This window comes from Mesorhizobium sp. M0601, assembly GCF_040320845.1.
Lineage (GTDB): Bacteria > Pseudomonadota > Alphaproteobacteria > Rhizobiales > Rhizobiaceae > Mesorhizobium.
In genome coordinates this window covers 149748-162284 of the sequence record NZ_JAMYQK010000001.1, presented here as the reverse complement: position 1 = coordinate 162284, position 12537 = coordinate 149748, and the positions used below count along the sequence as shown (strand labels likewise).

Here is a 12537-nt window from a genome sequence, read left to right as displayed (position 1 = left end):
GTCACGACGAGCCCTCACGGGTCAGAGGGAATGCGATTTCCGCCTCCAAACCATTTGAGTGGAAAGTTGTTTCAACCTTTCCGCCCAGCCGGTAGCCGATTTCTCCGCGCAGAAGGGTAAGGCCGAAGCCGCTGTCGGTTGGCTCCTTGATGCGGGGGCCGCCCTTCTCGCGCCAAGTGAGCCTGAAGGTTCCGTCCGCCACCGACCATTTCACGACTATCCGCCCGGCAGGTTTCGAAAGGGCGCCATATTTAGCGGCATTCGTCGCCAGTTCATGGATTGCCATGCCGAAGGAAAGCCCTTGTACCGGCTTGAGGCTCACCCGTTTGCCATGGAGTTCGAACCGTTCGGCCCCGAAGGGATCGAGTTCCTGGCGCAGCAGTTCCTCGACGGAAGCTTCGGTCCAGCTTTCTCGCGAGAGCAGACTGTATGCTCGTGACATCGCCTGCAGGCGGCCGATCAAGGCGTCGGCGAACTCGTCTTTCGACGCCGAGTTTTCACGGGTCCGGTTGGTGATGCTGGCGACGACCGCCAGCATGTTCTTGACGCGATGGTTCAGCTCCGAGATGAGCACCTGCTGACGCTCTTCCGCCTGCGCCAGCGTCGTCACGTCGATCATGGTCACGACCACGCCTTGGACGCCGCCGCTCTTGTCCCGATAAGGGTTGATGCGAACCAGGTGAAACCGGCCGTTGTCATCGCGCGCAAGGTGATGGTTCAGGGTCTCTCCCGTCTCGAACACCGCCTGGATGTGCCGCTTCAACTCGGGGTAGTCGAGTCGGCTCGAAAGATCGGTCAGCGGGCGGCCGACATCGGACGGACGCAAGTTGAAGAACGACGACGCGGCGGGAGTAAAGGTCCGCACCACAAGGTTGCGGTCGAGGAAGATGGTGGCGATTTCCGTGCTTTCGAACAAGTTTCTGAGATCGCTGTTGGCGCGATCGAGTTCCTCTATCTTGCCGGTCAGCTCCGCGTTGATGGTGTTTAGCTCTTCATTGAGCGACTGCATCTCCTCCTTCGAGGCCTCAAGCTCCTCATTGGTCGACTGCGCCTCTTCATTGACGGAGACGAGTTCCTCGTTCGAAGATTTTACTTCCTCCAGCGCGGTTTCGTATTCCTCGATGGTCGATTGCAGCCGCTCGCGTGTGTCGCGCAACTCCCGCTCGAGATCGGCCGCGTCGTCGGTGCCGCGGCTTTCGTGTGCCGGCTCGGAGCGGATCTGGGACTGTCCCACCGGATTGAACAGGACGAGGTAGAGGGGCTCGCCATTACCGCGTTCCGTGTATGGCTCGACCGTCAATGTAATGAACTGAAGCTGTTCGTCGTCTTCCTCGACCGCTATATTCTCCCGCACGACCGTGCGGCGCGTCGTGGCTGCTTCCCGCAACGCGGCGCGCAGTTCCAGTCTCAGCCCGTGGCGGGCCTGGGTCAGCAACTGCCGGCTCGGGGCGCCTTGCGGCGCTTCCAGATATTTGCCCGTCCGCGCCGAATAGTAGACGATGTCGCCATCGCCATTGACCAGAACGTGAGGCGGGGCGAACCGCTCCAGCACCTGAGCCTCGATCGCCTGGCGCAGTGAATGGCTGGTCGCATCCTTCTTCGAGCCGCCGCGTCCGACCGGAAGGGCACCCGTGCGGCCATTGCCGATCAGGACCGGCGGCCGCGGCGTGGCATGTTCCCGCGCCTGGAATATCCGCTGCTTCTTGTCGACCGTGGCGAACAGGTCACCGTGCTGACCGATGGTTTCCGAGGTCCCGAGGAACAGATAGCCGCCCGGGCGCAGCGCGTAGTGGAAGATCGGGATGACCCGGTTCTGGATCTGCGGGCCGAAATAGATCAGCAGGTTGCGACACGAAATCATGTCGATGCGCGAGAAGGGAGGGTCGCGGATAATGCTGTGCGGCGAAAAGATGCACAGTTCGCGCACCTCCTTGCCGAGCACATAGCTCTCGCCGTCACTGTGGAAAAAGCGTTGCCTGCGCTCGGGCGAAAGCCCGTGCAGCAGCGCTTCTGGATAACGTGCCGCACGCGCCACCGCGAGCGCCGGCTCATCGATGTCGGTCGCGAATATCTGGACGCGCGGCTGCGCCGAAAGTTTCTCCATGCGCTCGCGCATCAGCATGCCGATCGAGAACACCTCCTCGCCGGTGGCGCAGCCGGGCACCCACACACGCACCGCATCGGAGGCGTTCTTGCCTTCGAAAATCTGCGGTATGATCTTGTCCTCCAGCAATTTGAACGCGTCGGCGTCGCGAAAAAAGCTGGTGACGTTGATGAGGAGGTCGCGAAACAGCTTCGCCACCTCGTCCGGATCCCTTTTCAGCCGTTCTGTGTAGGTGGTGATCGACTGCAGCTGCGTTATCTGCATGCGCCGCTTTACGCGACGCAGGAACGTCTTGGCCTTGTAGCCGGAAAAGTCGTGACCGGAATGGCTGCGCAAAATGGTGTAGATTTCATCGCGGGCTCGATCCATCTCGGCCTTGTGTTCGTCGTCTGCTTCGGTCAGGCCGTTCAGCACGTCGAAACCGCGGACAAACGCCTGAAGCTTTGCACCGATCTGCTCGGCGGGCGCCGCTATGTCGATCAGGCCGCTCGAAATCGCGCTCTGCGGCATGGCTGGATTGCGCGGGCCGGAACCGTTGGAGGCCTGGGCAATGGTCAGCCCGCCATGCTCCTTGATTGCCCTGGCGCCGAGCGTGCCGTCCGAATCGCCACCCGACAAGATAATGCCGACGGCATACTCGCCCTGGTCCTCGGCCAATGCGCTGAAGAAGATATCGATCGGCTTGCGCTCGCGGCTGAACGTGTTCGGCCGGCGCAGCGAAAGCGCGCCCTTACGGATGGTGAGAACGACGTTTTGCGGCATCACATAGACCTGGTCGGGTTGGACCGCTGCCCCCTCCTCGGCCACCAAGACCGGCATTTCGGTGTAACGTCGGATGACCTCGTGCAGCAGGCTTTCCCGCTCCGGGCTGAGGTGCGTGACGACGACGAACGCCATGCCGGTGCCGCCGGTCATTCCCTTGAACAAGCCCTCCATCGCCGGAATGCCGCCGGCCGATGCACCGACGCCGACTATGGGAAATCTGCCATTCTGGGATGCCACGCCAAGCCCCTGGTAACAGCCGCGAACACAAAGCCGTCAAATCGGGCCTCAGACCCTAATCACGCCTCAGACTAAGACCGGGCCGAGCCTGAGGCCAGTAAATAGTCCAGTAACGGAACAAAGCACCGCGGCTGGGCATTAACATTTGACTTCGGAGGCGGTTCCAATGGCAAGACGACCACCTGAAATAAAGCCGGCCAAGCGAATCCTGTTGCCCTCGCCGGATCTGACCAAGTTCCCGGTATCTGAAAACATCCCGCCTCGCCTGCTCGCGCTCGCGGAACGGTTGCAAGAGGTCCTGGCCCGCCATTTTGCGGAAGTCCGCGCCGACAGCCGTAAATCCCGCAGGAAGAAGGAACAATGAGGTGCGCGACCTGCAAGGCTTGCATATCCTGATCGTCGAGGACGAATGGATGCTGGCGGGCGATCTTGCACGTTACTTCAGCAAGATGGGCGCCGTGGTGCTTGGCCCGGTGGCGACGGTCGAACAGGCATCAAAACATACGGACGAGGCGGAGGCCGCGATCCTGGACGTCAATCTCAACGGACGACGGGTATTCCCGATCGCCGACGAGTTGATGCGCCGTGGCGTGCCGTTCGTGTTTTTCAGCGGCGACGAAGACATCGTTATTCCTGAGCGCCTTCGCTATGCCAGCAGCCTCCGAAAATCCTCGAACGGCCAGGCTGTCTTCGATGCTCTCTTCCCAGCCGAGACGTCGGCATCGAAAGGAGGCCGATCGTCGGAGCCCTCGGACGACGTATTTTCGCTGCTGCCCAAGCTCAGGCTCGCGGCGCGCCTGCTGCTGGGAGATGTGGAGGCCTCCGACCGGCTGGTCGAGCGAACGCTCGAACAGGCCATCGGCGAAATCGACAAGAGACGATCCGGCTCCTCCACGGAGGACTGGCTCAACGGCATCATGCGAAACATCGTCAGGGCACGCGGGCCAAACCTGCTGCACTGACCGTGGCCGCTGTTTGCCGCGATCCTACTTCCGGCTGCGTTCGACGAATTTGTTGAAGCGGCTGGTCTTTCCGCCGCTGGTCTCATCCTGGTAGAGGAAGGCCAGTTCGTTCTCATCGAAGATCCTGAAGAACTCGTCCCATTCGACAGGCTCGAACGTCTCTTCAGGCTCGCCGAAGTCGATGCGCAGTATGCCTCCCTCGCCCTTGGTGCGCACCACCGCCGGTCGCCCGTCGCGGTCCTCGGCCCAACGGCGGATTTCGTCGTGATCGGTGGTCGTCCTGGATTCAGACATCGCAATCTCCCTTCGATTCCACCGCAGGCCGCGAGATCTCACGCGTTGCTCCGGTCTGCCCTCACACAACCAGCAGATGCATTGCTGCCCGGCATGTGCGCGCGGTTGGTTGATTATGGCTCCTAACACCAAGCGCGCTTCGATGTTCCCGTGCCCAGCCCGAGGCGGGGTCGCTTTCGGAGCGCAGCGTTCCGGGAACTTTGTTGAAGCAAGGGAACAAACCTTTCGCCCGGAAGTTTGGGGCGGCAAAGCCATTCGTATGAGGAGTTGTCGTGAAACGTATACTGGTCACGGGAGGCTGCGGTTTTATCGGCCGCCACGTCGCCCAGGAACTCGTTGAACATGGCTATGGGGTTTCAATTCTCGATGCGCTGCTGGACCAGGTGCATGGTGGCGAGGCAATCAGCCTGCCGCCAGGCGCCAAGCTGATCAAAGGCGACGTTCGCGATCGCGACGCCATCTCAGAGGCGGTCGACGATGTCGACGCGATCATTCACCTGGCGGCTGAAGTGGGCGTCGGCCAGTCCATGTACGAGATCGCCCGCTATGTCGGCGCCAACGACCTCGGCACCGCCACGTTGCTGGAAGCGCTGATCAAACGCCCGATCGAACGGATCGTCGTTGCTTCGTCGATGAGCGTCTATGGCGAGGGTCTCTATGCGACGCCGGACGGCCGGCGCATCGACAATGCAAGACGGCAGCCGGACGATATCCGCAGCGGCCAATGGAATCCCCTGTCCCCGGAAGGTGAAGTCCTGTCGCCGCTGCCGACCGACGAACAGAAACCGGTCGATCTCGCCTCAATTTACGCGCTGACGAAATACGCCCAGGAACGCGCCGTACTGATCTTCGGCGAAGCCTATGGGGTCGATGCGGTGGCGCTGCGCCTGTTCAATGTCTTCGGCGCCGGACAGGCGCTCTCGAACCCGTATACCGGCGTCCTCGCGAACTTCGCCTCGCGCATCGCCAACGGCCAGCGGCCGCTGATCTTCGAGGACGGCGAACAGCAGCGCGATTTCGTGCATGTACGCGACGTCGCCCGCGCCTTCCGGCTGGCGCTGGAACAGCCGCAGGCACGCGGCCACGTCATCAACATCGGCAGCGGGCGAGCCTACGCGGTCAGCGATGTCGCCCGGCTGCTCGCCGAAGCGATGGGCGTGCCTGGCCGCCAGCCGGAAATCCTCGGCAAGGCACGCTCCGGCGATATCCGCAATTGCTTTGCCGACATCTCCAAGGCGCGCGAACTGCTCGGCTTCCAGCCGCAGTACCGGCTGGAGCATTCGCTCGGCGATTTCGTCGCCTGGGTGCGCAACACGGTCGCCATCGATCGCAGCGCCGAGATGAAGCGGGAACTCGAAGCGCGAGGGCTGGTATCATGAGACCGGAGTCACCCGATTTTCGCGAAATGCCCATCGCCATTATCGGCGGCAGCGGCTTCATCGGCTCCAACCTCGCCGACAGCCTGTTGTCGGATGGCGAACTGGTGCTGGTCATCGACAACCTGAGCCGTCCCGGCGTCGAGCAGAACCTGGAATGGCTGACGCAAAAGCACGGCAGCCGCCTGACCATCGAAATCGCCGATATCCGCGACGCCGAGGCGCTCGCGCCGCTGGTGGCGCGTTCAAAGGCGGTTTTCCACTTTGCAGCGCAGACCGCCGTCACCACGAGCCTGGTTCGACCGGACGAGGATTTCGACGTCAACCTGCGCGGGACGTTCAACGTCCTGGAAGCCGCTCGCCGCAGCGGCAAGCGCACCCCCGTCGTTTTCGCCAGCACCAACAAGGTCTATGGCCGCCTTGCCGATCTCGCCATGCGCGAAGAGGACGGCAGATACGCGCCTCGCGACGCGGCCATCCATGCGCACGGCATCGACGAGACGCGCGGCCTCGATTTCTGCACGCCCTATGGCTGCTCCAAGGGCGCGGCGGACCAGTATGTCCTCGACTACGCCAAGTCATACGACCTGCCGACGGCGGTGCTGCGCATGAGCTGCATCTATGGACCGCGCCAGTTCGGGACGGAGGATCAGGGCTGGGTCGCCCACTTCCTGCTTAGCGCCTTCTCGGACCGGCCGATCACCATCTATGGCGACGGCAAGCAGGTGCGCGACATCCTCCACGTTGCCGACGCGGTCGCGGCCTATCGCGCCGTGCTCGACCGGATCGAGGAAATCAGCGGCCAAGCATTCAATCTCGGCGGCGGACCACAAAACGCCGTCAGCCTGCGCACGCTGCTGAACGAGATTCGCGACATAACGAAACGGGACGTTCCGATCCGTTACGACCGCGAACGCACCGGCGACCAACCGTTCTTCGTCGCCGACACACGCGCGATCGAGGCGGCGCTGGGATGGAAAGCGCACGTCCCGTGGCAAAACGGCATCCGCGACCTCGCCGACTGGCTGCAGCGTCATCGCCTCGACCCGCATCCCGAACCGGCGAGGTACGTGGCATGAGGGTCGCTCTGGTCAATCCGTCCTGGACGTACCAGGACAGCATCTATTTCGGCTGCCGCCAGCCGCATCTGCCGCTCGAACTCGGCTATTCGAAAGCGCTGCTCGACGCCGCCGGCCACGAGGTGCTGATGCTGGACGGGCAGATCCAGAAGCTCGACAACGCCGCGCTCGCCGATCGCGTCGCCGCATTCGAGCCTGACATGACCGTCGTCAGCACCGCGCCGACCTACCTGTTCTGGCGCTGCGCACCGCCCGAGTTGCGGGTGCCGGCCGATTTCCTCAATCATCTTGCCGGGTGCGGCGGTCGCACCGTCGCCGTCGGGCCGCATGGCTCGGCGACGCCGACGCCGACTTTGCGCAAGCTAGGCGTCGACATCGTCGTGCGCGGCGAATGCGAGGAAGTGGTCGCGGAACTTGCCCGGCGCGACGACTGGAGCGCGGTGCCGTCCACGGCCTATTTCGAGGATGGAGAACTGGTCTCGAACGGCGGCGTGCATGCGAGCTCGTTCATCGATCACCCGCCGCTCGAATGGCCGTCGGACTGGATTGCCGCGCATTCGCACCACCATCATCGCTTCGACGACAACCAGGTCGGCTTTGGCGCGGAGGTCGAGGCGTCGCGCGGCTGCCCGTATAATTGCAGCTTCTGCGCCAAGATCGATTTCCGCGATGCCTACCGCCGCCGGAACCACGAAGCAGTGATCGCCGAGATCGACCGGCTGATCGCACAGGGTGTCGGCTACATCTACTTCATCGACGAGATCTTCCTGCCGCAAAAGGCATTGCTGGAGGCGCTGGTCGATCGCGATGTGAAGTTCGGCGTGCAGACCCGTATTGACCTCTGGAAGCCGGAATTGCTGAAGCTGCTCGGTGCCGCCGGCTGCGTCTCGATCGAGGCGGGCCTCGAAAGCCTGACTGTGGAAGGCCGCGCCATGCTGGCAAAACGCTGCCGTTTGGGCACCGAGGAGCTGGCCGCGCTGCTGGTCGACGCAAGGCGCCACGTGCCGTTCGTGCAGGCCAATCTGATCGGCGTGGTCGAGGACGATCCCGCGCTCGTCGATTATTGGCGGAAGCACCTGATCGACAACGGCGTTTGGGCCAACGAACCGGTGCCGCTCTATCCTTATCCGAGTTCGCCGAGCTACCGCGAACTTTGGGGCGAGCCGGACGATCTCGCCTGGGAGCGCGCGCATGAACATTACCTCGCATCCTTCCGAACGTTCAGCGACATCCAGGAGAAGCGTCCGCGTCCGCTGGCTGAATTGGAGGCCACATGTTGCGGACGCTGAGCCCGCCGCGTCGCATACTGATGACCGTCGATGCCGTCGGTGGCGTCTGGCGCTATGCGCTCGATCTGGCCAGGCAATTGGTCGCCGGCGGCGACAGCGTCGTGCTTGCCGGGCTTGGTCCGGAACCGTCCAGGCAGCAGGCGGAGGAGGCCCAGTCATTCGCGGCGCTGACTTGGCTCAACACGCCGCCCGACTGGATGACCCGCAACGAGCACGACCTCGATACATTGCAGCGGGAGCTGCACCCGCTCATACGTGACTACGCCGTCGAAATCGTCCATCTCAACGCGCCGACGCAGGCCGCGGGGCTCGATGTGCCCTGCCCGATCGTGACGGTGTCGCATTCCTGCGTGGTGACATGGTTCCACGCCGTCAAGGGACAGGCGGCGGACGGCGAATGGGCCTGGCAGAAGGACCGCAACCGGCGCGGTTTCGACAAAACAGGCATTGTCGTTGCACCCAGCCGCAGCCATGCCGACATGCTCGAAACCTGCTACGGGCCGATCGCCCGCCTGAGCGTCGTCGGCAACGGGGCGCGGCCCGGCGCGAAGAGCGAAAGACGGGAATCGGTGGTTTTCGCCGCCGCGCGCTGGTGGGACGAAGGAAAGAATGCGGCGGTGCTGGACCAGGCCGCCTCCCTGACGCAATGGCCGGTCTTCGTCGCCGGCTCCTTGCAAGGCCCGGACGGCCAGCATGTTGGCTTCAGTCACGCCGTTCCCGTCGGACCGGTGCCACATGAGGAAGTGCGCTCGCTGATGGCGCGGGCAGGCATTTTCGTATCGCCGTCGCTCTACGAACCGTTCGGCCTGGCCACGCTGGAAGCCGCGATGTCGAAGACGCCTTTGGTGCTCGCGGATATCTCGACCTATCGCGAATTGTGGGACGGGGCGGCCATGTTCTTCGACGCGCGCGATCCGGGCGATCTCGCCAGATGCGTCAACAGCCTTTGCAGCGACGCGCAGCGCCGGCGAGAGCTCGGTGAAGCAGCCGCTCGCCGAAGCCGCAGATTTTCATTGGCAAGACAGGCGACCGCCATGCGCGGCGTCTACGACAAGGCGGCCCTGGCCACCATGGCGGATAATTGATTATGCGATTTTTATTCTACACCCATTCGATCGTTTCCGACTGGAACCACGGCAACGCACATTTCCTGCGCGGCATCATGCGTGAGCTGGTCGCGCGCGGGCACCAGGCTATCGCGCTGGAGCCCGCCGACGGCTGGAGCCGGTCGAACCTGCTGGCCGAGAAAGGGTCCTTCGCAATCGAGCGATTCCGGAAGGACTTCCCCGAGTTGATGCCGGTGACCTACGATGCCGCTTTCGACCACGAAGCCTGGATCTCCGACGCCGATGTGGTGATCGTGCATGAGTGGACCGAGCCGGACCTTGTTGCGCGGCTGGGCAGGGCGAAAGCAACTGGCGGCCGTTTCACGCTGCTGTTCCACGACACGCACCATCGCGCTATCTCGGCCACGCAAGCGATTTCCGCCTTGCGGCTTGAACATTACGACGGCGTGCTCGCCTTCGGCGAGGCGCTGCGGGAAAGCTATCTTCGCGCCGGATGGGGCAAGCGGGTCTTCACCTGGCACGAGGCAGCCGATGACCACCTGTTCCAGCCGCATCCTGAAATCGAGCGTAGTTCCGACCTTATCTGGATCGGCAATTGGGGCGACGACGAGCGCAGTGCCGAAATCAGGGAGTTCCTGGTCGGCCCGGTGCGTGAACTCGGCCTGAGCGGAACCGTCCACGGCGTTCGCTATCCGCGGGAGGCGCTCGCCGACCTTGCGGCCGCCGGCCTGCGCTGCGAAGGCTGGATCGCCAATGCCGACGTGCCGAAGGCGTTCGCGGCGAACCGCATCACGGTTCACATCCCGCGGCGTCCATACCGCGAAAGCCTGCCCGGCATCCCGACCATCCGCATGTTCGAGGCGCTCGCCTGCGGCATCCCGCTCGTTTCGGCGCCGTGGTCCGATGTCGAATGCCTGTTCAGGCCCGGCGTAGATTTTCTGTTTGCAAACAACGGTTCCGAGATGCGGCGTCATCTTCGCGCCGTGCTGCACGACGCGGACCTCGCCGCTTCTCTGGCGACATCGGGCCTCGAGACCATCCGCTTGCGGCACACATGCCGGCACCGGGCGGATCAATTGTTCGGCGTGCTCGCCGAATGCGGGCGCCGCCAAGCCGCCGACACGATCCTTGCAAAGGAGGCCGCCGAATGAAGATCGCATTTTACGGGTCAAGCCTGCTGTCGTCCTACTGGAACGGCGCGGCCACCTATTACCGCGGGCTGCTCAAGGCCTTGGCCAGGCTCGGCTACGACATCACCTTCTATGAGCCCGATGTCTACGATCGCCAGAAGAACCGCGACATCGAGGCGCCGGACTGGTGTGCCGTCGTCGTCTACGAGGCCACTCCGCATGCCATGATGCAGGTGGCGGCGCGAGCGGCGGAGGCAGATATCGTCGTCAAGGCGAGCGGCGTCGGTTTCGCCGACGACGCACTGTTGCGGGCGGTGCTCGATCACGCCCGTGCCGATGCGCTCACCGTATTCTGGGATGTCGATGCGCCGGCGACGCTTGGCCAGTTGCGCGACGAGCCCGACCATCCGCTGCATCGCGCGCTGCAGGAAATCAACCTCGTGCTGACCTATGGCGGCGGCGACCCGGTGGTCTGGGCCTATCGGGCAATGGGGGCGGCCGAATGCGTGCCGATCTACAACGCGCTCGATCCGGAAACGCATCATCCGGTCGGCAAGGACATGCGCTTTGCCTGCGATCTCGCCTTTCTCGGCAACCGGCTGCCGGACCGCGAGGCGCGCGTCGAGGCCTTCTTCCTCGACCCGGCCGGCCGCTCCGCCGATCAGCGCTTCCTGCTCGGCGGATCGGGCTGGGGCGACAAGCAGATGCCCGCCAATGTCCGATGGCTCGGCCATGTCGGCACGCGCGACCACAATGCATTGAACGTCACGGCCAAGGCGGTGCTGAACATCAGCCGCGACAGCATGGCGGCCAATGGCTTTTCACCTGCGACGCGCGTTTTTGAGGCGGCGGGCGCCGGCGCATGCCTCATCACCGACGCCTGGCTCGGCGTCGACCTGTTCCTGAAACCCGGCGAGGAAATCCTGGTCGCGCGCGATGGCGAGGACGTCGCCGAGATCATGCAAAGCCTTAGTGCCGAACGGGCCAAGGCGATCGGGGCATCGGCGCTTCGTCGGGTACTTGGCGAACATACCTATACGACACGGGCCGTTTTGGCCGACGCCATCTTCAGGCGCCATTTCGAGCGTCCGACCGTGGAGGCGGCCGAATGACGAAGCCGCTCGACATCGTCTTTCTTGGCCTGTCGCTCTCCTCATCCTGGGGAAACGGCCATGCCACCACCTTTCGGGGGCTGCTTAAAGGTCTCCACGAACTCGGCCACCGCGTCACTTTTCTCGAACGCGACGTGCCGTGGTACGCAAGTCACCGGGATCTGCGCGATCCCGATTTCTGCGCCTTGCGCTACTATGAAACGATCGATGATCTTCGCCGCAATTTTGCGCGCTGCCTGCGCGATGCCGATATCGTGGTCGTCGGCTCCTTCGTTCCCGAAGGCCCTGAAATCATCGACGTCGTGGCATCGTTGTGCACGGGTCAGTTCTGCTTCTACGACATCGACACTCCGATCACGCTGGCAAAGCTTTCGACCGATGATTGCGAGTACATTGCCAGGCGGCAGGTCCCGTATTTCGACGTCTACTTCTCCTTCACCGGCGGGCCGACGCTTGCCCGTCTAACGGCGGAATTCGGCGCGAGGCGGGCCGAGCCGCTCTACTGCTCCGTCGACCCGGAACGGCATCACGGAACCGGTGATCCAATCCGCTGGGATCTCGGCTATCTCGGCACCTACAGCCCCGACCGCCAGGCGACGCTGGAGGCCCTGCTGTTCGAACCGGCGCGTCGCATGCCAGAGCGCCGCTTCGTCGTGACAGGCTCGCAATATCCGCGCGAAATCGCCTGGCCGGACAATGTGGATCGCATCGAACACCTGCCGCCGGCAGATCACGCCGCCTTTTACAGCCGCCAACGCTACACGTTGAACGTCACGCGCAGTTCCATGATCGCGGCCGGATGGTCGCCCAGCGTGCGCCTCTTCGAGGCAGCCGCCTGCGGCACGGCGATCATCAGCGATAGCTGGGCCGGACTGGACAGCCTGTTTCCAGAGCGGACGATCCACACGGCTCGCAGGACCGAGGACGTAGTCGGTATCCTGTCCGGGGAATCCGACGGCGCCCGGCTTGCCATGGCCAGGCAGGCGCGCGTGCTCATCCTCGCAGCTCACACAAGCATCGCAAGAGCCCGCGAATTCGTTTCGCTGCTGGCGCAGGCCAAATCGCCAGGTTCTGTTCTCGATCTGGACGTCGAGAGCGCAGCATGACCCGCAGACGGGAGAA

11 protein-coding genes are annotated in these 12537 nt (G+C 63.5%); 9 read left to right on the top strand and 2 right to left on the bottom strand.

Annotation, left to right across the window (positions count from 1 at the left end):
- Position 1: 1 nt before the first annotated feature.
- A complete protein-coding gene (locus NKI41_RS00860; protein WP_352472889.1) occupies positions 2-3106 on the bottom strand; it encodes a CheR family methyltransferase in 3105 nt (1034 codons plus the stop codon).
- A gap of 166 nt (positions 3107-3272) precedes the next feature.
- Here NKI41_RS00860 and NKI41_RS00855 point away from each other — a divergent pair, with 166 nt between their 5' ends.
- Both NKI41_RS00855 and NKI41_RS00850 read left to right on the top strand, forming a co-directional pair.
- Positions 3273-3470, top strand: coding sequence for a hypothetical protein (locus tag NKI41_RS00855; RefSeq protein WP_352472888.1), 198 nt, complete (start codon positions 3273-3275; stop codon positions 3468-3470).
- Position 3471: 1 nt separating this feature from the next.
- The gene (locus NKI41_RS00850; RefSeq protein WP_352472887.1) at positions 3472-4068 is read left to right on the top strand and encodes a response regulator; all 597 of its coding nucleotides are present in this window, start codon (positions 3472-3474) and stop codon (positions 4066-4068) included.
- A gap of 24 nt (positions 4069-4092) precedes the next feature.
- Here the strand turns inward: NKI41_RS00850 and NKI41_RS00845 are convergent, their stop codons facing one another.
- On the bottom strand, positions 4093-4362 hold the full coding sequence (locus NKI41_RS00845; protein ID WP_352472886.1) for a hypothetical protein: 270 nt from the start codon (positions 4360-4362) through the stop codon (positions 4093-4095).
- Positions 4363-4634: 272 nt separating this feature from the next.
- Between NKI41_RS00845 and NKI41_RS00840 the strand changes: the two genes are divergently transcribed.
- Genes NKI41_RS00840 through NKI41_RS00810 form a run of 7 tightly spaced genes read left to right on the top strand, consistent with a single transcriptional unit; the run spans position 4635 to position 12521 of the window.
- Positions 4635-5741, top strand: a complete 1107-nt coding sequence (locus NKI41_RS00840) for an NAD-dependent epimerase/dehydratase family protein (protein ID WP_352472885.1) — start codon at positions 4635-4637, stop codon at positions 5739-5741.
- On the top strand, positions 5738-6817 hold the full coding sequence (locus tag NKI41_RS00835) for an NAD-dependent epimerase/dehydratase family protein (protein ID WP_352472884.1): 1080 nt from the start codon (positions 5738-5740) through the stop codon (positions 6815-6817). Before NKI41_RS00840 ends, NKI41_RS00835 begins: the two co-directional genes overlap by 4 nt.
- Entirely contained in the window at positions 6814-8106 is a 1293-nt protein-coding gene (locus NKI41_RS00830) for a TIGR04295 family B12-binding domain-containing radical SAM protein (RefSeq protein WP_352472883.1), read from the top strand. The genes NKI41_RS00835 and NKI41_RS00830 overlap by 4 nt, the downstream gene beginning before the upstream one ends.
- Positions 8091-9191: a glycosyltransferase family 4 protein gene (locus NKI41_RS00825; protein WP_352472882.1), complete on the top strand. Its 1101-nt coding sequence runs from the start codon at positions 8091-8093 to the stop codon at positions 9189-9191. Before NKI41_RS00830 ends, NKI41_RS00825 begins: the two co-directional genes overlap by 16 nt.
- A 2-nt stretch (positions 9192-9193) precedes the next feature.
- Positions 9194-10324, top strand: a complete 1131-nt coding sequence (locus NKI41_RS00820; RefSeq protein WP_352472881.1) for a CgeB family protein — start codon at positions 9194-9196, stop codon at positions 10322-10324.
- Positions 10321-11415: a CgeB family protein gene (locus NKI41_RS00815; RefSeq protein ID WP_352680950.1), complete on the top strand. Its 1095-nt coding sequence runs from the start codon at positions 10321-10323 to the stop codon at positions 11413-11415. The genes NKI41_RS00820 and NKI41_RS00815 overlap by 4 nt, the downstream gene beginning before the upstream one ends.
- Positions 11412-12521 carry a CgeB family protein gene (locus NKI41_RS00810; RefSeq protein ID WP_352472880.1) on the top strand — a complete coding sequence of 370 codons (1110 nt, stop codon included), beginning with the start codon at positions 11412-11414 and terminating at the stop codon, positions 12519-12521. The genes NKI41_RS00815 and NKI41_RS00810 overlap by 4 nt, the downstream gene beginning before the upstream one ends.
- Positions 12522-12537: the final 16 nt, after the last annotated feature.